The 22033-nt window shown below is 74.1% G+C and carries 19 protein-coding genes; 1 reads left to right on the forward strand and 18 read right to left on the reverse strand.

Annotated elements, in window-relative coordinates; genetic code table 11:
• Window positions 1-20: 20 nt before the first annotated feature.
• The 3 genes from OG245_RS09310 to OG245_RS09320 form a co-directional block, all read right to left on the reverse strand.
• The gene (locus OG245_RS09310; RefSeq protein ID WP_371623045.1) at window positions 21-3233 is read right to left on the reverse strand and encodes an amino acid adenylation domain-containing protein; all 3213 of its coding nucleotides are present in this window, start codon (window positions 3231-3233) and stop codon (window positions 21-23) included.
• Complete coding sequence (locus tag OG245_RS09315) at window positions 3230-3511, reverse strand: phosphopantetheine-binding protein (RefSeq protein ID WP_371623046.1); 282 nt, start codon at window positions 3509-3511, stop codon at window positions 3230-3232. The genes OG245_RS09310 and OG245_RS09315 overlap by 4 nt, the downstream gene beginning before the upstream one ends.
• 89 nt (window positions 3512-3600) lie before the next feature.
• On the reverse strand, window positions 3601-4518 hold the full coding sequence (locus OG245_RS09320) for a LysR family transcriptional regulator (protein WP_371623047.1): 918 nt from the start codon (window positions 4516-4518) through the stop codon (window positions 3601-3603).
• 212 nt (window positions 4519-4730) lie between these two features.
• Between OG245_RS09320 and OG245_RS09325 the strand changes: the two genes are divergently transcribed.
• The gene (locus OG245_RS09325) at window positions 4731-4970 is read left to right on the forward strand and encodes a hypothetical protein (RefSeq protein WP_371623048.1); all 240 of its coding nucleotides are present in this window, start codon (window positions 4731-4733) and stop codon (window positions 4968-4970) included.
• A gap of 37 nt (window positions 4971-5007) precedes the next feature.
• Here the strand turns inward: OG245_RS09325 and OG245_RS09330 are convergent, their stop codons facing one another.
• The 15 genes from OG245_RS09330 to OG245_RS09400 all read right to left on the reverse strand — a co-directional run bounded on the left by OG245_RS09330 (window position 5008) and on the right by OG245_RS09400 (window position 21870).
• Entirely contained in the window at window positions 5008-7914 is a 2907-nt protein-coding gene (locus OG245_RS09330; RefSeq protein WP_371623049.1) for a BTAD domain-containing putative transcriptional regulator, read from the reverse strand.
• Window positions 7915-8014: 100 nt separating this feature from the next.
• Window positions 8015-8458 carry a nuclear transport factor 2 family protein gene (locus tag OG245_RS09335; RefSeq protein WP_371623050.1) on the reverse strand — a complete coding sequence of 148 codons (444 nt, stop codon included), beginning with the start codon at window positions 8456-8458 and terminating at the stop codon, window positions 8015-8017.
• Window positions 8459-10060, reverse strand: coding sequence for an AMP-binding protein (locus tag OG245_RS09340; RefSeq protein ID WP_371623051.1), 1602 nt, complete (start codon window positions 10058-10060; stop codon window positions 8459-8461).
• Between the two features lie 95 nt (window positions 10061-10155).
• Window positions 10156-10812: a flavin reductase family protein gene (locus OG245_RS09345; RefSeq protein ID WP_371623052.1), complete on the reverse strand. Its 657-nt coding sequence runs from the start codon at window positions 10810-10812 to the stop codon at window positions 10156-10158.
• 14 nt (window positions 10813-10826) lie between these two features.
• A complete protein-coding gene (locus tag OG245_RS09350) occupies window positions 10827-12455 on the reverse strand; it encodes an amino acid adenylation domain-containing protein (protein WP_371623053.1) in 1629 nt (542 codons plus the stop codon).
• Window positions 12452-13453: a hypothetical protein gene (locus tag OG245_RS09355; RefSeq protein ID WP_371623054.1), complete on the reverse strand. Its 1002-nt coding sequence runs from the start codon at window positions 13451-13453 to the stop codon at window positions 12452-12454. Before OG245_RS09355 ends, OG245_RS09350 begins: the two co-directional genes overlap by 4 nt.
• On the reverse strand, window positions 13450-14076 hold the full coding sequence (locus OG245_RS09360; RefSeq protein WP_371623055.1) for a 4'-phosphopantetheinyl transferase superfamily protein: 627 nt from the start codon (window positions 14074-14076) through the stop codon (window positions 13450-13452). Before OG245_RS09360 ends, OG245_RS09355 begins: the two co-directional genes overlap by 4 nt.
• Window positions 14073-15269 (reverse strand): acyl-CoA dehydrogenase family protein, encoded by a 1197-nt coding sequence (locus OG245_RS09365; protein WP_371623056.1) that lies wholly within the window; start codon window positions 15267-15269, stop codon window positions 14073-14075. The genes OG245_RS09360 and OG245_RS09365 overlap by 4 nt, the downstream gene beginning before the upstream one ends.
• Entirely contained in the window at window positions 15259-16464 is a 1206-nt protein-coding gene (locus OG245_RS09370; protein WP_371623057.1) for an acyl-CoA dehydrogenase family protein, read from the reverse strand. Before OG245_RS09370 ends, OG245_RS09365 begins: the two co-directional genes overlap by 11 nt.
• Window positions 16461-16721, reverse strand: coding sequence for a phosphopantetheine-binding protein (locus OG245_RS09375; protein WP_371623058.1), 261 nt, complete (start codon window positions 16719-16721; stop codon window positions 16461-16463). The genes OG245_RS09370 and OG245_RS09375 overlap by 4 nt, the downstream gene beginning before the upstream one ends.
• A gap of 54 nt (window positions 16722-16775) precedes the next feature.
• Entirely contained in the window at window positions 16776-17933 is a 1158-nt protein-coding gene (locus OG245_RS09380) for a phosphopantetheine-binding protein (RefSeq protein WP_371623059.1), read from the reverse strand.
• Window positions 17930-19321 carry a TrpB-like pyridoxal phosphate-dependent enzyme gene (locus OG245_RS09385; RefSeq protein WP_371623060.1) on the reverse strand — a complete coding sequence of 464 codons (1392 nt, stop codon included), beginning with the start codon at window positions 19319-19321 and terminating at the stop codon, window positions 17930-17932. Before OG245_RS09385 ends, OG245_RS09380 begins: the two co-directional genes overlap by 4 nt.
• Complete coding sequence (locus OG245_RS09390; protein ID WP_371623061.1) at window positions 19318-19632, reverse strand: acyl carrier protein; 315 nt, start codon at window positions 19630-19632, stop codon at window positions 19318-19320. The genes OG245_RS09385 and OG245_RS09390 overlap by 4 nt, the downstream gene beginning before the upstream one ends.
• A gap of 226 nt (window positions 19633-19858) precedes the next feature.
• Window positions 19859-21124: a glutamate-5-semialdehyde dehydrogenase gene (locus OG245_RS09395; protein WP_371623062.1), complete on the reverse strand. Its 1266-nt coding sequence runs from the start codon at window positions 21122-21124 to the stop codon at window positions 19859-19861.
• Window positions 21125-21132: 8 nt separating this feature from the next.
• A complete protein-coding gene (locus tag OG245_RS09400) occupies window positions 21133-21870 on the reverse strand; it encodes an SDR family NAD(P)-dependent oxidoreductase (protein WP_371623063.1) in 738 nt (245 codons plus the stop codon).
• Window positions 21871-22033: the final 163 nt, after the last annotated feature.

Raw genomic sequence — 22033 nt, forward strand, 5'->3', positions numbered from 1 at the left:
TCGGTCGAACGGAGGGCCGGTCAGCGGGGCCGGCGGTCGGCGGGGCCGGCGGACGCCTGCCGCGGCGCCGTGTCCAGGTGGGCGGCCAGGGCGCCCAGGGTGGGCGAGCGGAAGAAGTCCGCCACCGCCACGCGTACGCCGGTGGCCCCGGCCAGCTCGCTCAACAGGCGCATGACGTCGAAGGAGTTGCCGCCGAGGACGAAGAACGAGTCCTCGGGGCCGGTGGGTTCGTTGCCGAGGATGCGGGTCCACAGCTCCCGTACCGTCGCCTCGGCCGGGCTCGGGTTCCAGTCGCCCGTGGCGGGCCGCTCATCGGCGTTCTCGAACTCGCCCGCCTCGTAGCGGCGGAGCAGGGCGACCCGGTCGACCTTGCCGTTGGCGGTCAGGGGCATCAGGTCGATGCGCAGCACGTGCCGGGGGATCATGTACGTGGGCAGGTCCTGCCGGAGGGCGTCACGCAGACGGGCGACGTCGAGCGGCTCGCCGGGAGCGGGCAGCACGAAGAGGCACAGGGCGGCCTGTTCACCGGTGCCGCGCACGGTCGCGGCGGCGGCCCGGACAGCGGGCAGCCGCTCGGCCGCGGTCTCCAGTTCGCCCAGCTCGACGCGGTGTCCGCGCAGTTTGACCTGGGAGTCGCGGCGTCCGAGGAAGAGCAGGTCGCCGTCCTCCGCGCGCACGGCCAGGTCGCCGGTGCGGTACATGCGCCCGCCTCCGGGTGCGGGCAGGAAGGCGGCCTCGGTGCGCTCGGGGCTGTTGACGTACTCCTGGGCGGGGCAGACGCCGCCGAAGTGCAGTTCGCCGACCGCGCCGGGTGGTACCTCCTGGCCGTCCGGGCCGAGCAGGTGGGTGTCGACTCCCGGCAGGGTGCGGCCGATCGGCACGTGGGACGGACGTCCGGCGGGGCCGCCGGGCAGGACGTGCCAGGTCACCGCGTGCGTCTCGGTGGGCCCGTAGAGGTTCACCAGGGTCAACCGGTCGTGGGTGTCGAGCAGTCGGCGGGAGCGGCTGTCGAGGTGGAGCTGTTCGCCGGACACGCAGAGGAAGGAGACGGTGCGCAGGGTGTGCCCGGCGTCGTCCGCGGCCGCGGCGAACGCGCCGAGGACGGCGACCGGGAGATAGACGTGGGTCAGTCGTTCGCGGTCGACCAGCTCGGCCACCGCCCGCAGGTCCCGGCGGTCGGTGGGGCCGAGGCCGTACACCGTGCCGCCGGCGGCCAGGGTCGGGAAGATCTCCTGGTAGGAGACGTCGAAGCCGAGCGGTGCGAACTGGAGGAAGCGTGTGGCGGGGCCCATCGCCAGCTCCTCCAGCTGCCAGTGCAGGAGGTTGACGAGGGCGGGCTGGCCCATCAGGACGCCCTTGGGGCGGCCGGTGGAGCCGGAGGTGAACATGATGTAGACGGGGTCGGAGCCGTCGGAGGGCTCCGGCGCGTCGGCGGTCGCGCCGGCCTGCTCCAGTTCCGTGACCGTGGCCCGTTCGGGCTCGCCGGGCACCACGGAGGCGTTGGCGATCATGAAGGTGCAGTCCGCGTGGTCGAGCATGTAGCTCAGCCGGTCCGCCGGGAGTCCGGTGTCGATGGGCAGGTAGGCGGCCCCGCACCACAGGACGGCGAGCATGGCGACGACGGTGTCGGCGAGGTTGTCGGGCACCACCGCGACCACGTGGCCGCGCCGCACGCCGCGCCCGCTCAGTCCGGCGGCCGCGCGGCGGGTGCGCTCCAGCAGCTCGCGGTAGGTCAGGGCGGTGCCGCCCGGGTCGACGACGGCCGGGTGGTCCGGGTCGCGTCCGGCCGCGGCGGCCGCCAGGCCGAGCAGCCCGCCCTCGGCCTCGACGCGGGCCTCGTGGCCGCGGCGGAAGCCGGCCGTGGCGCGGGTGTCCAGGGAACGGGTCAGCTCGCGGAGCGGGGCGCGGGGCTCGTCCGCGGCGCCCAGCACCAGCTGCCGGTACTCGGCGAGGAAGCGTTCGGCGTACGGGGCCGGCAGCAGGTCCGTGTCGTACTCCAGCTCGATGAGCAGCCCGTCGTCGACGGGCGTCGCGCCGAGCCACAGGTCGAAGCGGGCCGCTTCCTGCGAGACGAACTCCACCGTCCCGGTGAGGCCGGGCGCCAGTTCCAGCCGGGTGGGCAGGGTGTCCTGCATGGCGAACATGCACTGGAAGAGCGGGTTCCGGTTCGTCACGCGCTCGGGGGCGACCTCGGCCACCAGCGCGTCGAACGGCACCGCCTGGTAGCGCATCGCCTCGCGCACGACGCCGGCGACGGCCGTGCAGTGCTCGTCGAAGGTGGGCGCGGCGGCGGGCAGCACGAGGGGCAGCGTGTTGACGAAGAAGCCGCACAGTTCGTGGGCGGCGATGGTGCGCCGGGTGGAGAAGGGGCTGCCGACGACGACCGTGTCCTGGCCCGCGTACTGGCCCAGCAGGGTGGAGTAGCAGGCGAGCAGGAAGCCGAACGGGGTGACGGAGAGTTCGCGGGCGGCGGCCTCGACGCGGCGGCGTTCCTCGACGGTGAGCAGGACGGAGAGGTCGCCGCCGGCGAAGGAGGTGTCGACCGGCCGGGTGGGCGTGGGGTAGAGCGTCGTCGCGGGTGCGGCGGCGACGGCCGCGGCGAGCCGGGGCACCTCTCCGGCGACGAGGGCGGCGTCGGTGGCCCGGACCTGCGCGGCGAGTTCGGCGGCGAGCTGCTGCTCGCGGCGGCCGGGGGCGGCGCCGGGGTCGTCCGAGCGGTAGCCCTCGCGCAGTTCGTCGAGGAAGGCCGTCATGGAGACGCCGTCGCTGACCGAGTGGTGGATGTTGCAGAGGAGGGCGCTTTCCCGCTCCCCGCGGACCAGGGCGAACCTGCAGAGCGGGGCCCGTCGCAGGTCGACCGCGAGCTTCGCGAACCGGCGGCTCTCCTCGTCGACGACGGCCGCGAAGGCGGCCCCCCGCCCGGTGACGTCCCTGGTCTCCAGGTCGACGTCGGCGGGTTCGGTGAGCCGGGCGCGGGGCACCCCGCCGTCGAGCGCGAACTCGGTGCGCAGGGCGGGCTGCACCCGGAGCAGCCTGGTCAGTGAGCGGCGCAGCGAGCTCTCGTCGGCCACACCGTCGAAGGTGATGCGGAAGCTGATGTTGTAGAGGTCCTTGCGTTCCATGGCCTCCTGGATGAAGAGGAGGCTGCGCTGGGCGGCGGTGACCGGGAGGACGGTGTCCGGGGCGGGGGCGGCGTGGGGGCGCGTCGGGGTACCGGTGGTCGTCACGCTCATGCCCAGTCCTCCACGAAGTCGGCGAGGCCGGCGACGTCGCGGACGTCGGCGAGGCGGTAGGGGTCGATCTCCTGGGCGGGGTCGACGGCGAGGTCGCCGAGGATGCGGAGCAGCAGCAGGGAGTCGATACCGAGGGCGGCCAGCTCCGTGGCGGGGGTGATCGGCCGGCCGGTTCCGACGCGCCGGGCGATGGCGGCGGTGACCCGCTCGGCGGCCGGCGCGTCCGGGGCCGGGCCGTCGGGGGTGTCGGTCGGGGCGGGGGCGGGGGTCGCTGTCATGTCGGGCCTTTCTTCGGCGCGGGGTGCTCGGAGGTGGGGGCTTCGTGGACGGGGATGGGTCCGGGCCCCGGTCGGCGTACGGGGGCGGCTCAGCTCGCGGCGAGGACGAGCGGCTCCATCGGTTCGGCGGCGACGTCGAGCGCGGCCGCCACCAGTGCGCTCAGCGCGGCGTGCGAGACGCTGGCCTTGCGGCGGACGACCTGGGTGAACGTCTCGAAGGGCGGCACCCAGTCGATCGCGGCGAGGGCTCCCTCGCCGAGTTCGCGTTCCACCGCGACCAGCGGCATGAGGGCCATGCCGATGCCCAGGGCGACGCTGCGCTTGGCGGCGTCGACGGAGTCCAGCTCGAAGACGCGGGGGCGGTCGACCTCTGCTCGCGTGCCCAGCGCCTCCTCGAACTGGTCGTGGTAGCCGGCACGGCTGTCCGCGCGGATGATCGGGGTGTTGCGCAGCTCCGCGTCGGCGACCTGTCCCCGCCCGACCAGGGCGTGGCTGGGGCTGCCGACCAGGACGAGCGGTTCGGGGCAGAGCACCCTGGTCTCCAGTCCCTCGTGCTCCTCGGGCGAGCCGACGACGAACGCGCAGTCGAGGCGGCCCTCGCGGACCGCGGTGATGGCGTCGGCGTCCGCACCGGCGTGCAGGGAGACCTGCATCTTGGGGTAGCGGCGGTAGAGGTACTCGACCATGGGCAGCAGCCGGTAGCTGGTGACGCTCTCGACGGTGCCCACCTCCACGCAGCCGTGCGGCTCGCCGTCGGCGCTGACCGCCTGTCGGGCGCGGGCGGTCAGTGAGATGATCTCCCTTGCGTACGGGAGCAGTTGGGCGCCTGCGGGAGTGGGTCGCACTCCGCCGGGCAGGCGTTCGAGCAGCGACACGCCGAGCCCCTGCTCCAGCGATTTCACCCGGGTGGTGACGGTCGGCTGGGACAGGTTCAGACGGGCTGCGGCTCTGGTGAAGCTTCCTATCTCCAAGACCGCCACAAAGGCGCTGAGCTGAGGAGTTTCCACTCCATCCTCCTCCGGCACGGGACGGGACTGCCTGTCGCCTCCTCATGCTCCGGGCCGGTCCTACCGCCCCGCTACTGCGGCGGAACCCGTGGATCCGGGCGGGTGACAGCCGGACAGGTGCCGGACGGTAGGGGATGAGTAGCGGACGCTTCTAGCGTTCTCGGCAGTTGGAGGAGAGACCCTCCGCCCACCGACCGAGGAGATGGACTCACGTGCGAAAGATCCTGTTCAGCAGCGCAGCCGCACTGATCGCCGCCGGCGCCCTCCTCCCCCTGCCGGGCGCCGTCACCTGGCACCTGGAGAACCGGACGATCGCGGCGGCCCTCGGCGACACCCCGTGGCCCCGCGCGGAACAGGCCTCGGCGGCCGAGGACGACACCCCCTGGCCCGGCGGCGGGGGCACCGTGGTCCTCGCGGACGGCGACACCCCCTGGCCGGGTCCCGGCGCCTGAGCCGTCGGTCTCCGGCTCCGCTCCGGGGCGTGCGGCGTCAGCCCAGGGCGGTGATCGGGAACTCGAAGCCGGTGAGGCGTTCGCGGTGCTTCGCCTCCAGCTGGGCCAGTTCCAGCCGGGCCTCGGCCGCGCCCACCGGGTCCATGATCTGCTCGCGGATGGCCACGACGTCCCGCAGCAGTGCCTGGGCGGCGCCCGTCCGGCCGAGCCGGGCGTTCACCAGGCCCAGTTGGCACAGGATGCGGGACTCACCGGCGATGTCGCCGCGGAGGCGCACCACTTCCAGCACCTCGCGCAGCAGCTCCTCGGCCTCCCGGTAGCGCCCCCGGTGCTGCATCAGGTCGCTGAGCACCAGGCGCACCTGGCCCTCGGTGCGGCGGCTGCCGGTGGTCCGGCAGATCTCCAGCGCCTCGTTCAGCAGCGCCTCGGCGTCGTCCGGGCGTTCGTCGCCGAGCGCGAGGCGGGCCAGGTGGGCCAGGACGTTGGTCCGGCCGACGTGGTCGTCGACGGCGAGGAAGTCGGCGGCCGCCCGCTCGTGGAGGTCCCGGGCGACGGCGGTCTCGCCCTGCCGTACGGCGAGCAGCGCGAGGTTGCGCCGGGTGAGGGCCAGGCCGTGGGTGTCGCCCAGGGCGAGGAAGGCCTCCAGGGCCGGTTCCAGCGCGCGGCGGGCGGCGCCCAGGTGTTCGCGGCTCAGGCAGAGCGAGCCGATGGAGCACATGACCGCGGCGAGGCCCCGGGACAGGCCGGCGTCGCGTACGGCTCCCAGGGCCCGTTGGTGGGTCTGCTGCCACTCCTCGTAGTAGCAGCGGGACTCGAAGAGGGTCACCAGGGTGACCGCGAGGTCCCAGCACGCCTCGGCCAGTCCCTGGCAGGCGGCCACGTCGATGACGCGGCAGAGGGCGGTGCGCTCCTCCTCCAGCCAGGCCAGCGGGTCCACGAGCAGCCGGTCGGCCTGGGCGAGGGCGGGCTGCCAGCGCGGGGCCTCGCCGTGCAGGACGGTGAAGTCGCCCCCGTACAGCCGTCGGTGCGCCTCGTCGACGAGTGCCAGCCAGCCGCCGACGAGCCGCCGCAGGGCCGCGTCGGTGTCGTCCTCGGCGCTGTGCCGCTCCTGCTGTTCGCGGGCGAAGAGCAGGACCAGGGAGTGCAGGCGGTAGTGCGGCCCGGTCCGGCCGGCGGCCTCGACCTCCAGCATCTGGGCTTCCACCAGGAGTTCGAGCAGGTCGTCGGCGGCGAAGAGGTCGATGTCCAGGAGGGCCGCGGCCGTCCAGGTCGCGACGGAGCCGCCTTCGACCAGGCTGAGCAGCCGCAGCAGCCGTCTGGCCTCCTCGCTCAGTCCGTCGTAGGTCAGCGCGAGGCTGGAGCGGATCACCATTTCGCCGTGGGCGAGTTCGTCCAGTCTGTGGCGCTCGTTGGAGAGACGGTTCAGCATCCACTCCAGGGTCCAGTGCGGGCGGGCCAGCAGCCTGGCGGCGATGATCCGCAGCGCCAGGGGCAGTTGGCCGACCAGCCGGACCAGGGCCTGTGCCGAGTCGGGCTCCGTGCTCACGCGTTCCTCGCCGATCACGGCCGAGAGCATCGCGATCGCCTCGTCGGTCCGGAAGACGCCGACCTGGACGAACCGGGCCCCGGGCAGGCCGGTCATCCGGGAGCGCCCGGTGACCAGGACGGCCGAACCGCCGTTGCCGGGGAGCAGTCTGCGCACCTGCCGGGAGTCGGCGGCGCTGTCGAGGACGACCAGGACGCGGCGTGCGGCCAGCAGGTCGCGGTACATCGAGGCGCGTTCGTCGACGCTCTCGGGCAGTTGTGATCCGGGGATGCCGAGGGCGCGCAGGAAGCGGCCCAGTACGTCGAGGGCGGTGGCGGCCTCGTCGCGGGTGCCGCCGAGGTCGCAGTAGAGCTGGCCGTCCGAGAAGTGCTCGACCAGTTGGTGCGCGGTGTGCACGGCGAGCGTGCTCTTGCCGACGCCGGGCGGCCCGGTGAGGACCACCACGGGCGTGGCGTGCGCGGCGCCCCCTGCCACCAGCGCCGCGCGGGCGGCGTTCACGGCGTCGGCCTGGCCGGTGAAGTCGGCTATGTCCGAGGGGAGTTGGCACGGGATGACGGTCGCGGCCTGTTCGGGCCGGGCGATCTCGGCCGGCGGGTCCGCCGGGGCGTCCGACGGCGTGTGCGGAACGGGCGCGGGGGGCCGCGGTGCGGCGGGCGGAGCCGTCGCGGGACCGGGGCCGCGCAGTGCGCCGTCGCCGGCCAGGATCGCCGCCTCCAGCCGGCGCAGCTCGTCGCCGGGTTCGATGCCGAGCTGCTCGACCAGGAGCAACCGCCCCTCGCGGAACGTCTCCAGGGCCTCGGCCTGCCGTCCGGACCGGTAGAGGGCGAGCATCAGCTGGCCCCGCAGCCCCTCGCGCAAGGGATTGCGGGCGACGCAGGCGGCGAGTTCGGGCACGAGTGCCGCGTGGCGCCCCAGCTGGAGCTGGAGAGCGGCGTGCCCCTCCACACCGGCCAGCCGGCGTTCGTCCAGGTGGGCCGCGGCGGTCTGGAGCGACAGGCTCTTGGTGCCGCTGAGGGCGGGGCCGCGCCACAGGTCGTCCGCGGCTCTGAACGCGTCGGCCGCCTCCTCGGCCCTGCCCTCCCTGGCCAGCGCCTGGGCCTCGCGGGTCAGCCGGCCGAACAGCTTCGCGTCCAACTGCTCGTCGTCGACCCGCAGGAGGTAGCCGGGCTCCTGGGTGATCAGGCTCGTGTGTTCCCTGATGGCCGCGAGGTTGGTCCGCAGCGCGGAGATGCACGTCTGGATCTGGGTGCGGGCGGTCGACGGAGGGGCGGCGCCCCAGATCGCGTCGACGAGTCCTTCCGTGCTGACGATCCGGTTCGCCTCCAGCAGGAGCGCGCACAGGACGACCTGCTGCCTGCCGCGGGGAATACGGCAGACAACGCCGTCCGGCCCGGTCACTTGGAGAGGCCCGAGAATCCGGTATATCGGGCCAGATTCCCTCACCTGAATTTCGCCCCCCCGCGTCAGCAATCACCTGGTCCTCAGCAGAAGGCCCAAGCTAGCACGGCGCCCACCGCCGAAAAAGCTTACCGAGTCGCCCCCGTAAGGCCGGGCGGAACACCGACGATTCACGGGCTGTCAAGGGCTGGTTCGCGCCGGACATCCGGGCATGGTAGCGCTTGCGCACGAGAAGCAGTCCATGGGGAGAAAACGTCAGTATGTCGACGAAACCCATCGCATCGGCCGGGTCGAGTCGCGCATGGACCACCCCGGTGACGAAGACCCCGCCCGGCGTGGCCCACACGGACTCCAGCGAATACACCAGGTCACGTGAGTATTCCTGCAGGATGACCAATTCCTTGCCGTGCACCGGATCTTCTCCGGGAAGCCACACGGTGACATCGTCGTCCAGCAGTGATCCGAAGTCATCGTATTCGGACGCGTTGAGATAGGCGTACGTCAGATACACATGCTCGCCGGTCGTCTTCTCCTCGGGCTGCACTCAATGATCTCCGGTCGTGAAGCGGGCGGCGAGGGCCCGGCGGTCGACCTTGCCGTGGGCGGTCACCGGCAGATCGGCCGGATAGTGGAATTCGGCCGGAATCATGTAGGCGGGCAGCGTCCGGGCGCAGAACGCGGTGAGCCGCCCGTCGTCGATCGCCCCGGCGCCGTCCCGGGCCACCACGCAGGCGGCCAGCGCCGGATCGGCGCCGTCCCGCTCCCGCACCAGCACCGCGACGGCCGCCACGTCCTCGTGCTCCAGCAGCCGGCGCTCCACCTCGCCGAGTTCCACCCGGTTGCCCCGGAGCTGCACCTGCGAGTCGGCACGCCCGCGGAAGTACAGCTCGCCGTCGGGCCCCCGGTACGCCAGGTCCCCGGTGCGCAGGACCAGTTGGCCCGAGCGCGGCTCGGCCGGATCGGGCACCCGCGCCGCCGCCGAGGCCGCCGCGTCGCCCCAGTAGCCGGTGAAGAGCGCCGGGGTGCGCAGGTGGATCTCGCCCGTCTCCCCCGGTCCGTCCACGAGTCGGCCCGCGGTGTCGACCAGGAGCATCTCGGCGCCCCGGTGCGCGTATCCGATGGAGAGCCGCTCCAGGTCCGGTGGCAGCGGGGCCGGCACGTCGGTGAACGAGCAGGCCATGGACTCGGTGGCGCCGTAGCAGTTCACCAGCCGCGCCCCCGGGAGGAGCCGCTGGAGCTGCCGGAGTTCGGTGAGCGGGAACTCCTCCCCGCAGAAGAGCACCCCGCGGATGCCGGTGAGTGTCTCCAGCACGTGCGGGAGGTGCCGCAGCGCCTGCCGCCAGATCGACGGTACGCCGTTGACCTGGGTGGCGCCCGTGTCGGCCAGCACCCGCAGGAACCGGGTGGGCCAGCGCATCAGCGTGCGCGGCACCGGCACGAGAGCGGCGCCGCTGCCGAGCGCGAGGCCGATGTCGAGCAGCGAGAAGTCGAACTGGAGCGGCGAGGTGGAGGCCACGCGCGCCCCGGGCCCGACGAGCCCCTCCGCGCACATGCCCCGGTAGAACGAGGTGACCGCGCGGTGGCTCATCACGACGCCCTTGGGGCGGCCCGTGGTGCCGGAGGTGAAGATCATGTACGCGGTGTCGGTCGGGCACAGCTCCCGGCGGCGGCGCACGCGCCGGGCGGGCGGGCGCTCCGGTGCGAGCCGGCCGCCGCCGAACCGGGCGGTGCCGACGCCCTCCGGCAGCCCGGTCCGCCGTCCGTCGTCCGCCTGGAGGTGGAGTGCCGCGCCGGTGACCTCGATGATGCCGTGCAACCGCTCGTCGGGAGTCTCCGGGCTGACCGGGACGAAGGGCAGGCCCAGCCGTGAGCAGGCCAGCAGCACGGCGAGGGCCTGGGTGGAGGTGTCGGACTCCAGGACCACGCGGTCGCCGATGTCGAGGCCGAGGGAGTCGAGCGCCTCCGCGTAGTCGCGGGCCAGCTCCGCGAGGCGTCGGTAACTGGTCTCGCGCAGTTCACCGTTGGCCACGAACTCGACCACGGCGGGACTGTCCGGGGCGGTGCGGGCGGCCGCGAGCAGGAAGGAGTGCAGGAACTCACTGTGTGCGGAGTGGCGCAGGACGGCCGGTTCGGCGGCGATGGTCACGGCGGGGCTCTCCTCGGGTCTCTCGGGGTGCGTGGGTGGGCGGTGCGGGCCGGTGCGGCGTCGACGGCCCGGCGGGCCGGCCGCTCGGCGCGGTGTCAGCGGGCCGCGCCGCGGGACAGCGGCTCGGCGGCCCGGTGGGCGATGCCGTCGAGCAGCACCATCGGGTCCCGCGGCAGCCAGGACGCGTGGCGCGCGGTGCCGATCAGCAGCGTGTGGTCGAGTACGTCCACCGCCTCCGACAGGTCGCAGACGACGGTGGCCGTGCAGCCGTCCAGGACGGGCACACCGTGCGCGTGGGAGTGGGCGACCCGGTCGAAGCGGCGGCGCGGGTCGCCCGTCGCGAACACGCCGGCCAGGGAACGCTGCTCCCAGGAGAGGACGTTGACCGCGAAGGCGCCGGCCGCGCGGATGTGCGCGAGGGTGCGGCCCGCGGTGCGCAGCGAGACCAGGACGCTGGCGGGCTCCAGGGACAGCGAGAGCACAGCGGTGGCGGTGCAGCCGGAGGGGCCGTCCGGCGTGGCGGAGGTGATCACCGTGACGAAGGTCGGGAAGCGCCCCATCGCCTGTCGGAAGACCGCCCCGTCCAGGGCGGGTTCGGCCCGGGGGCCGCCGGCGCGACCGGGTGCCGGTGCGTCGGCGGAGCGGTCCTCGTGCGGGGCGGCGGGCCGGGGCGCGGTGCCGGGGCACGGGCCGGCATCGGACGGCCACGTCGTGACCGGCCGCTCGCGCGGTATCTGGATGTCGACGGTCATGTCTGTCTGTCCCCTCAGGCCGCTTGCGGTTGGGTCAGGGATGCGAGGAGCGCGGCGCGGTCGACCTTGCCGTTGGCGTTGAGCGGCAGGGCCCCGGTGAAGGTCACCGCGGCCGGCACCATGTAGAGGGGAAGCCGCTGTCCCAGCGCTCCCAGCAGTTCGTCCGGGTCGCGGGAGGCCCCCGCGCACACGGCGTGCAGGACCGGTTCGCCCTTGCGGCCGGGCACCGGCAGCACCACCGCGTCGGTGATCCCGGGCTGGCGCATCAGGAGCGATTCGATCTCGCCGAGCTCGATCCGGTAGCCGTGGATCTTCACCTGGTGGTCGAGGCGGCCGAGGTGCACCAGCACCCCGTCCGTCAGGCGCACGCGGTCGCCGGTGCGGTACCAGTGCGCGGGCGTCAGCGGCCCGGTGCCGTCGTGGACGGCGTACGGCGCGGTCGGCGCGCGGAACCGGCCCACGTCGTCGGCCGGGTCGAGATAGCCGGGGAACCGCTGGCTGCCGCGCACGCACAGCTCGCCGTCGTCGGCCGGCCGGCCGCTCTCGTCCAGGATCAGGTGGTCCTGCCCCGGGTAGGGGACGCCGATGGGGACGGTCCCGTTGACGGTGTCCGGCCAGTCGGCGTCCTCGGGCGGCAGCCGGTACTCCGTCCAGGTCACCGTCATCTCGGTCGGGCCGTAGATGTTCTCGACGGTGCTGTGCGGTGCCGCCGCCCGCCAGGCCCGCGCCTGCGGCAGCTTCAGCGCCTCGCCGCAGAACAGGCTCCAGCGCAGGGTGGGCATCGAGCCGGGCCGCAGCGCCCGCAGCCGCTGCGCGAAGGCGGCGACGGACGGCACGGAGTTCCAGTGGGTGATCCGGGCCCGGTTGACGAACCGTACGGGGGCCAGCAGCTCCTCGCGGGTGGGCACGACGAGCGTGGCGCCGGAGCCCCACGCCGAGAACATGTCGTACACCGACGGGTCGAAGGTGAGGTCGAAGGTCTGGGACACCCGGTCCCCCGGGCCCGTCCCGTACCGCCGGATCACATGGTCCAGGTAGGCGGAGACGTTGGCGTGCGTCACCGGCACGCCCTTGGGCCGGCCGGTCGAACCCGACGTGAAGAGGATGTAGGCGAGGTCCTCGGGGCCGGCGCTCGCCCGGGGCGGGGCCTCGGCGGGGGCGGCGGGCTCCCGCGCGTCGCACCGCAGCACGGGGACCGGCAGCCCGTCCGTGCCGGGCAGTTCGGCGTCCGCCAGGACCAGGTCCAGGCCCGCGGCCCTCGCGACGTCGGCGCCGCGCGCGATCGGGAAGGCCGGATTGAGCGGGACGACGGTGGCGCCCAGGCGGGCCACCGCGAGGTACCCGGCGTAGGCCAGCACGGAACGGGCGGCGAGGAGACCGACCCGGGCGGGGCGGCCGCCGTGCCGGGCGACGACGGCCGCGGCGAGGTGGCCGGCCAGTCGCTCCAGTTCGCGGTAGCTCAGCTCCTGCCCGTCGACCTCCAGGGCGCAGCAGGTGTCGCCGTACGCGGCGGCGCTGGCCGCGAACCAGTCGTAGAGCCGTTCGGCGTGCGCGGGTCGCGGGCTCGCGGAAGGTGCGGCGATGTTCTCGGCCGTGCTCTCAGCCGTGCTCTCGGCCGTGCTCTCGGCCGTGGTCACGCTCATCGGGTGGGCTCCTCTCGCCGCAGGACGGTCATGGCGTCGATCAGGGTGGCGAAGGCCTGCGCCACCACGCCCGGACGGGGGCGGCCCCGCTCGGCGGAGGTGACGGCGAAGCGCAGCGAACGCGGGAGTTCGCCCCAGGCGTGTGCGGCGGTGCCGGCGGCCGGTGCGGGCACCCGGCCCCGGCGGGCGAGTACGGCCAGCCGGTGCCGCTGGTGGCGGGCGGCGGCCCAGAGGTCGTCGGCGTGGGCGGCCAGTGCGGCGGGGTCCTCGCCGAGCCGGGCGGCGAGGAAGCGCAGGACGTCGAGCGGTTCGGTGAGCCACTGCCCGGCCGGCTCCCGCCCGGGCGGGCCCACCTCGCGGGCCAGCCAGCCGAAGTGGTCCGGGTCGGGCAGTTCCTGGGCGTCGCCCAGGGCGTGGACGTCGCGGGCCCGGTTCTGCCACGGCAGCGCTCCGGGAGGGGTCAGCAGCCCGCGCAGCTCGTCGTCGTCCAGGGTGCCGGTGTGGGGCAGTTGCTCACCGTCCGGCAGGAGTGCGGCGAAGCGGTCGGTGACCCGCCACCGGTCGCCGTGTTCCGTGCCGGGCTCCAGAAGGACCCAGTGGGAGACGGCCGAGCGGCCGTAGGCGGGCGACCAGGGAACGTGGCGGGTGTTGGCGACGGCCAGCACCCGTCCGCGCAGGGCGCTCTCGTGCCGGAGTCCGGCCAGCGCCTCGGGCCACGCGGCGGCCCCCCGGTGGGCGAGCGGGCCGTCCGGTCCGCCGGTGTCGATGCGCCGGTGGTGGCGGAAGGCGAGGCGCCCGGCCGGCAGGTCGGTGCGGACGGCGAGGGCGACGGCGTCGGCCAGGAGCTCCGCGGCGTCGGGCCGCTCCGCCTCCAGGTACGCCACCAACCCGGCGGTGTAGCAGCTCAGTTCGGGGGCTCCGGCCGGGGCGCCGCCTTCGCCCGAGGCACTCCCGGACCATACGGTGGTGTCCGTCGCGGTGTTCGTCGCGGTGCTCACAGCAGCTCCCATGCGCAGCTCAGAGGGATGTCGGACCGGTCGCGCAGGCTGCGCCACCGGAAGCCCTTCCATCGGCCGGACGTCTCTCCCACGGTGACGTCCACGGTCCAGGGGCCGCCCGCCAGGCCGCTGCCCTCCGCCTTGACGCAGGCCTCCTGCACGGTCCAGATCCAGGCGAACTCCCGGGCCCGGTCGTCGTGCGGCAACGCGTCGAGCCGTTCGCGGCCCCGGCGTACGCACTTGCGCACCAGACCGTCGCTCAGCTTCTCGGCGGGCAGCTGGACATCGATGCCGACGGCCCGGCCGACGGCGACGCAGGCGGCGACGTGCCCCCGGTCGTGGGCGATGCTGATGCCGAGGTCGGGGCGGGTGGCCAGCCCCGGTTTCCCGTTGCGGCCGAGGGTCACGCGGTCGTCGGCGGCCTCCGGCACGGTGGCGGCCAGCAGCTCGCGCAGCAGGGCCCGGCCGGCGAGGAACTCCGCCGCCCGCCAGTCGGCCAGGCCGGAGGCGTCCGCGAGGTCGTCGGGGTGTCCCGGGGCCGGGGCCGTGCCCTGCCGGGTCATGAACCAGATGCCGGGCTCGCACTCGACGGCGTCCGTCGCGGCGGCGCGGGCCGGGGTCACGGCGCCAGCTCCGCGAGGAGCGGTTCGGCGGCCCCGGCGACCGCGGACAGGACGACCTCGGTGGCTCCGCCGCCGATGCTCCACAGCGCGGCCTGGGCCCGGGTCCACTGGGCGCCGCCGGTGGCGAAGCCCTCGGAGCCCTGCAACTGGGCGCAGATGCCGAGCACATGCGCGACGGTCTGGGCGGCGGAGGCCTTCAGCACGGAAGCCGCGGCGGTGTCGTGGCGGCGGGCGACGCGTTCGGCCAGCCGTTCGGTGAGCGCGTCCAGCTGGTGGGCGCGGACGAGGCAGTCGGCGAAGCGCTGCCGGACGCTCTCCAGGGACCAGAGCGTCCCGTCGCCGAACCTCCGCTCCTGGAGGGACTTCCGGGCCTGCTGGAGCTGGCGCCGGCAGAGGGCGACGGCCCAGAGCGTGCCCGTGAGCCGTTCCACGGCGATATGGGCGGCGAAGGACGTCATCCCGCGGCCGACCCGGCCGACGAGGTGGGTGCGCGGCAGCCGTACGCCGTCGAGGCGCAGGTGGCCCGTGCCGGAGCCGTCGAACAGCTCCGAGTCGGCCGGCTCGACGCTCACGCCCTCGGCGGTGGCGGGCACCAGGACCCAGGTGAAGTTGGTGAAGTGGCTTCCCTCGCGATGCCGGGCCAGCACCAGGAAGTGGTCGGCGTGGGTGGCGTTGGTGATCCAGCGTTTGACGCCGCTCACCGTGAGCCCGCCCTGCTCGATCGTCACGGTGGTGGAGAGCCCGGTGAGGTCCGAGCCGGAGCCCTCGTCGGTGGCGGCGAGGGCGAGGACCGAACGCCCGGCCAGCGCCTCGTCCAGGACGAGCGCGGCCTGTTCGCCGCCGAGGGTGAGCAGCGGTACGGCGGTGGCGATCTGGACGCACAGGGCGAGCGTGGTGCCGATGCCGGAGACCGCGTCCGCGTCGGCCATCAGCCGGCTCAGCACCGGTACGTCGACGCCCGCCGCCGGGTCGCCGCCGACGAAGGCGGAGCGGAGCCGGCCGGCGGCGCCGAGGGCGGCCCAGAGCGTCCGGCCGTCCGCTCCGGCGGGCAGCCCGGGGGGCTCCGCCGCGCCCACGGGCGGCGCGGACGGCACGGCTCGGCCGGCGAGGGCGAGCCGGGGGCGGGTGGCCCTGCCGCCGGGCGGGCCCTTGGCGGCGTCCTCGGCCGGGTGGTCCGGCGGGCTATCGGACAAGGCGCACCTCCGGGTCCATCAACGTGAGCCGGCCGTCCGCCTGGTGGAGGCGGTCGTTGCTGTAGTTCAGTGGCGCGGAGCGCAGGTCGCGCAGGGCCGCCTCCAGCCGGGTGGAGGAGTCCTTGAGGTAGCCGTGGCGCAGTCCGACGGTCTCGACGAGCAGGTCGACGGCCGCGTGGCACTCCTGGGAAGCGGTGATCTTCAGTGCGTTCAAGAGCAGTTGCACCCGGGGCGCGGAGACGTCGGGGGCGGCGGCGACGGCCTGCTCGGTGTGGCGCAGCAGGGCGTGCACGGTGTCGATCTTCTGGCGGGCGGCGGAGAGCCGTCCCAGGAGCAGTTCGGAGCCGAGGTCGAAGCGGCCCCGGCCGGCCGGGGTGCGCAGGAGGGTCACCACCCGCGACAGGGCTCCGGCGGCCGTGCCGAGCCAGGCGGCGGACCACGCCAGGTGGGCGAGGGGGCCGAAGACCTCGACGGCGATCCGGGAGAACTGGCCGCTCCCGCCGACGACCTGGTCCGCGGGCACCTGTCCCCGGAGCCGCAGGGCCACGCTGTGGCTGGCCCGCATGCCCATCGGCTGCCAGTCGCCGCTCTCCTCGACGGAGAGCTGGTCCCGGCCGGCGTAGACGAGGGAGACCTGACTCGGGGAGGTCGCCTCCGGCGGCTGCACGGTGATGAGGAAGCCGTCGGCGTGCGCGCCGCCCGTGACGATCGGCGCGAACCGGTCGACGACCAGATCCGTGCCGGACCGGTCGGTCCGCGAGCCGGCGGTCAGCAGGTGGCCGCCCTTGCCCGCCTCGGTGGTGACGGACGCCAGGTAGACGCGCCCGGCCGCGATCCCGGGGAGCAGCGCGGTCCGCAGGCTCTGGGTGGCGTGCCCGACGACGGCGGCCACCTGCTGGCAGTGCATGCCGAGGATCATGGCGACGGACATGTCGGCCCGGCCCAGTGCGACGCATACGTCGAGGAGTTCGTCGACGTTCGCGCCGAGGCCGCCGTACTCGACGGGGACGGTCAGGCCCAGCAGCCGGGTCTCGCGCAGGGCGGCCAGCGCCTCCACCGGGAAGTCGGCGGCCTCGTCGTGCCGGGGGGCGTGGTCGGCGGCGATCCCGGCGACGTAGCGGGCCCGCTCCAGGGGGCTCTGTCCCGCGAACAGGTCGCTGGTGGCGGCCGGTTCGGCCGGGAGCACGGTGCTCATGCCGCCTCCGACGCCGCGGAACCGGAGTCCCGCGCGGCCTCGATCGCGCTCCACAGGGATCCGGCGGTGGCGAAGGTGGCGTCGTTGAGGTCGTCGTCGGCGAGCGCGATGCCGAAGGTGTCCTCGATGGCGAAGAGCAGCTCGATCGACTGCATGGAGTCCAGGCCCAGTTCACGCAGGTCCGAGTCCCGGTCGAGTTCCTGGCCGTGGAGGTACTTGAGGAAGGGCGCCAGCAGTTCGGTGAATCGGGTGTCCATCACGATGCTCCTAGGGGCTGGGGGAGAGGTACGCGGGGGCCGTGCGGTGATGTGTCAGCCGGCCGTTCCGCCGGCGGCGGCGACCAGGGTGCGGAGCCCGTCGAGCCGGTGCAGGGTCTCGGGCAGCAGGTCATCGGGGTCGAACTCGACGTCGAACCGCTCCTCCAGTGCCTCGACGACCTCGACGACCTGGAAGGAGCCGAAGCCGCGCAGTTCGCTCAGCGACGGGGCCTCGCGCACCTTCTCGGCGGGGACGCCGACGACCTCGGCGACCACCTCGGTCACGGCGGCGAGCACGGGGTCCGGGGTGTCGAAGAGCTCCCGGTCGGCGTGGAGGGCGGCGGCCACGGCGGGCAGCAGTCCGGCGGGTTCGGGGCGGGCGCGCTGGACCCGCCGGTAGGCGAGGAACGCCTGCTCGGCGAGGCGGGCCAGGCGCAGCACGTGCGCGGTGACCGGATCGCCCACGGGGCCCCGGGTGGCGAGGAACGCCACGTGCAGGGCGCGCGACCGGGCCAGCAGCCAGGTCTCGGTGGTCAGCTGCTCCAGGGCGGCCGCCCGGTCGGGGTGGGCGGCGTAGGCGGCCACGTACTCCTCGGCTCCGCCGAAGTCCCCGGGGCCGGGCTCGACCGGGCCGGCCGGCACCGCGTCGAAGCGCACCACGAGCGAGGAGACCGGCAGCACCGACCAGTCCGTCACCCACCGGCCGGGCGCGGCCACGCCCCACGGGGTGTGGCTGGCGTAGGCGTCGACGACCAGTGCCCGGTCGCCGTGCGGGGCGACCAGGTAGCTGTGCTCCATGTGCCGTCGGCCGTGGTAAGGGAGCCACGGCATGGCGAAGGAGTCCGCGACCACGTACAGGCGGCCGTGTGTCCGGGCGAGTCCGGCCAGTTCGGCGGGCTGGACCCCGGTCCACCGGGCGGTCTCGGCGAGCCCGGCCGGGGCCGTCGCGGCGAGCTGGTCCTCCAGTGCCGGTTCGACGGTGGGCAGTCCGTGCGGGCCGGGCCGGGGCCGGAAGCGCGGGACCGCGCCGAGGGCGAGGTGGGCGTCGTCGCCGTGCAGGTCGTCGGCGAGCTGGGCCAGGTTCGACTGGACGCAGTCGAGCCGTCCGGCCCGTTCGCCGGACAGGACCGGCGGAACGGCCGCGCCGGGGGCGGGCGGTGCGAGGTCCGCCGCGGTCCAAGCGGCGGTCGCGCTCTCGGTGACGGCGCTCATCGCGGACCTCCCGCCGGTCCGGCCGCGGCGCCCGCGAGGAGCGGGCCGATGCCGAGGGGCGCGCCGCCGAGGGCGGGGCTGAGTCCGGACACGGCGGCCAGCAGGGCCTGTTCGCTCGGGGCCTCGTCGCTCAGTTCGTCGTTGAGGAGCTGCTCGTAGGCGGCCAGGTCGAGGTAGCCGCTGCCGCTGACGCAGACCAGGACGCCCCGCTCGGCCCGCATGCCGTCCGCTCCGGAGGTGGCGAGCTTGGCGGCCGCGGCCAGCGCGTGCCCGGACTCGGGAGCGGGCAGCACGGTCTCGTGCCGGGTGAGCAGGCGGCCGGCGTCCAGGGCCTCCTGCTGGGTGACGGCGGTGGCGTCCACGTCGCCGCTGTGGCGCATCGCGGAGATGAGCTTGGCGGCTCCGTGGAACCGCAGACCGGCGGAGTGCGCGTCCGGGATCGGGTAGTCGCTGCCGACGGTGTACATCGCCTCCAGCGGGCCGGTGCCGGTGGCGTCGGTCTTGTCGTAGGCGTACACCCCCCGGGTGAGTTTGGGGGCGGTCGAGGATTCGGCGGCGACCAGCCTGGGCGGCCTGGTCCCGGTGGCGACGGCCTCGGCGTGGAAGGGCAGGGCGATGCCGCCGAAGTTGGAGCCGGCGCCGACCGCGCCGACCACCATGTCGATGCCGGCGTCCAGCTCCGCGAGCTGCGCCTGCGCCTCCAGGCCGATGACGGACTGGTGGAGGATGCTGTAGGTCTCGCCGCTGCCGATGCAGAAGGCCACGTCGTCGTGGGTCGAGGCGTATTCGACCGCTTCGCCGATGGCCATGGCCAGGCTGTTGCCGACGCCCTCGGCCCGGGTTCCGGAGACCTGGGTGAGACCGCTCGGGCTGGGGTGGATCTCCGCTCCGAGCATGCGCATGAGGACTCCGCGGTAGGGCTTGCGCCGCAGGCTGGAGTCGACCATGAAGACCCGGCAGCGCAGGCCGAACAGCGCGCAGGCCGCCGCCATCGCGGTGCCCCACTGGCCGGCCCCGGTGCCGGTGACCAGCTCCTTCACTCCGGCCTTCTTGTAGTAATAGGCCTGCGCGAGCGCGGTGTTGAGCTTGTGGCTGCCGGAGATGTTGCCGCCCTCGTACTTCATGTAGACGGGCACCCGGGAGCCGATGGCCTGCTCGAAGCCGGTGGCCCGCCACAGGGGCGTCGGCCGGAACCTGCTGTAGGCGGCGAGGACCTCGGCGGGGATGTCCCAGTACTCGCGCTCCAGGACGCTCTGCCGTACGAGTTCCATCGGCAGGTTGACGCCGACGCCGGTACGGCCGGTGGTCTCGGGGGTGAGGTCGGGCGGCAGCGGCGCGGAGAGGTACGGCAGGGTGCTGCGCCAGCGGGTGGGCAGGGTGGCGGTCATCGGGCGTCCTCGGCTCCGGAGAGGACGACGTCGATCAGGTCGCCGACGGTCTGGAAGGAGCGGCCGACGAAGAGGTCGTCGGGCAGCGTGATGCCCAGCTCGTCCTCGATGCGGACCAGCATGCCGACGAAGCCGAGGGAGTTGACCCGCAGCAGCTTGCCGACGAGCGGTTCGGCGTCGTCGATGGCCTCCGGGCCGATGGGCAGGCGCGACTCCGCGATGACGACGCGTTTGACGGTGTCGCCGACCGCCGCTCGGTCGAGCCGCTCGGTGATCGGTGCGAGGGCCTCGGTCGTGTGGGACTGGGTCATGACAACCTCTCGAAGATCGGTAAGGCGGGTGGCGCACGGGGCGCGGAATCCGGACGGGCGTGTACGCGGGTGGCGTGGACGGGCCCAGCACTCGGTGCGGGGGGGGGAATCCGGACGGGCGTGTACGCGGGTGGTGGCGTGGACGGGGTGTACGCGGTGCGGGGCGCCGGGCGTTGACGGGGTGCGCCGAGGGTGGTGCGGTGGTGGCCGGCCGGGCCGGCCCGGGTCAGTCCCGCAGTTGGCCGTCGGCCTCGACCACCCAGGAGCTGGTGACCAGCGCCCCGAGCGTGACCGGACCGCGGACGTGCAGCCGGCCGGTGGCGATGGCGATCTCGGCGCCGAGGCCGAGCTTGGGTCCGTCGTGCAGACGCAGGGACCCGTTGACGACGACCATGGCCGCGTCGATCCGGCGGGCGAACTCCCGGGCGACCTCGCCGTCCCGGGCGATGATGCCCTCGGTGTGCTGTGAGCCGTGGGTGCGGACGAACGCGGCGGCGGCCGCCGGGCCGGAGACCGGACGCAGTCCGATCACGGGGTCGAGGAACTCCCGCCCCAGGTCGTACGGTTCCAGTGGTTCGGTGCGCCAGGACCCGCCCGCGACCGGGGCCGGGGCCGGTACGGAGGGATCGAGACGCACGGTGAGGTCCGCGGCGTCCCGTTCGCACGCGCCGAGCAGGGCGGCCAGGTAGTCCTCGGCGATCTCCTCGTCGACGAGGACCATCTCCACCGAGGTGCAGCCGGCCGGTTCGGGGATCTTGCTGTTCAGCGTGGCGCGGGCGGCCAGTTCGAGGTCGGCGCTGCGGTGCACGTACAGGTGGTTGACGCCGCCGCCGCTGGCGATCAGCGGGATGGAGCTGGAGCTGCGGCAGTAGTCGATCAGGGAGGGGCTGCCGCGCGGGATGAGGACGTCGACCTGGTCGGGGCGGGCCAGGATCCCCTTCATCAGGGAGCGGTCGGGGTCGTCCAGGACCGTGACGAGGCCCGTCGGCAGCCCTGCCGCCCTGAGCGCCGCCTTGGCGGTCTCGGCGAGCCGGGCGTCGGTGGCCGCGCTCTCCTTGCCGCCGCGCAGCAGGACCGCGTTGCCGACGGAGACCGGGAGCAGCGCCCCGTCGACGGTCACGGTGGGCCGCGCCTCGTAGATCATGAAGGCGACGCCGAGCGGCTTGCGGACCCGGCGCAGGACGCCCCAGTCGCCGGCCGGTATCTCCGGTGGGTCGGCGAGGACGACGGGGAGTTCGCGGGCGATGGTCCCGGTGAGGGCGACCATGGCCGCGAGGTGGTCGTCGGTGAGGCGCAGCCGGTCGACCAGGGTGGGCGGAAGGCCGCGGGCCTCGGCGCGGTCGATGTCGACACGGTTGGCGGCCCGGATGTCGGCCCAGCCCTCGGTGAGGTGGGCGGCCAGTTCGTGGCAGTAGCGGGTGTAGGCGGGGTCACCGGTCGGCGGGGCGGCGTCGAGGGCCGCGCGTGCCTGGTCGAGGATCTGCTCGGGCATGGGCGCGTTCACCACATGAACTGGCCACCGTCGATGATCAGTTTCTGACCATTGACGTAGGTGGCTGCCGGGCCGACGAGGAAGGCGAGGCCGTCGGCGACGTCCTCGACCGTTCCCATGCGGCGGGTGGGGATCTCGTCGAGGGTCTGCGCCATGCGCTCCGGGTCGTCCAGGCGCCAGCGGGTGCGCAGTTCCTCGGTGTCGATCATGCCGGGGATCAGGCAGTTGACCCGGACGGCGGGGGCGAGCTCCAGGGCCAGGCACTTGGTGAACTGGAGCAGGCCGGCCTTGCTGGCGCAGTAGTTGATGCCGTCGACGCGGGGCCGGATGCCGGTGGTCGCGCCGACGTTGACGATCGAGCCGCCGCCGGCGTCGATCATCGCCGGTGCGAGGGCCCGGGTCAGCCGGAACGGGCCGGTGAGGTTGGTGTCGAGGACCGTGGTCCAGTCCTCGTCGCTCATCTCCAGGAAGGGGCGGTCGATGTTGCGTCCGGCGTTGTTGACCAGGACCGCGGGTGCGCCGTGCTCCGCCAGGACCCGGGCGGCGGCGTCGGCCACCGCCGGGCCGTCGGCCAGGTCGACCTGGAGGGCGGTGAGTCCGGGGTTGTCCACCTCGGCCTTCTCGGCGGACTCCCGGTCGTGGGCGTAGAAGGCGACGACCCGGTGGCCCATGCCGATCAGCCGTCGGCTGAGAGCCAGTCCGATTCCTCGCGTTCCGCCGGTGACGACAGCAAGTGGTTCCGGCATGCGGGCTCCTCGAATGTCGCTTGAATGTTCGGACCGAACGAGCACCGCCATTTTATGGAGAGACGTTCACGGGCGGTCAACGCATTCGATCGGCCCGTTCATTCGGGCGCGCGATGGCCGAAGCGGCTATGCGAATCCCCTATGGGGCCATAGGGAAAGGAGA

Origin of the sequence: Streptomyces sp. NBC_01116 (genome assembly GCF_041435495.1) — a bacterium.
In the GTDB taxonomy this organism is placed as follows: domain Bacteria; phylum Actinomycetota; class Actinomycetes; order Streptomycetales; family Streptomycetaceae; genus Streptomyces.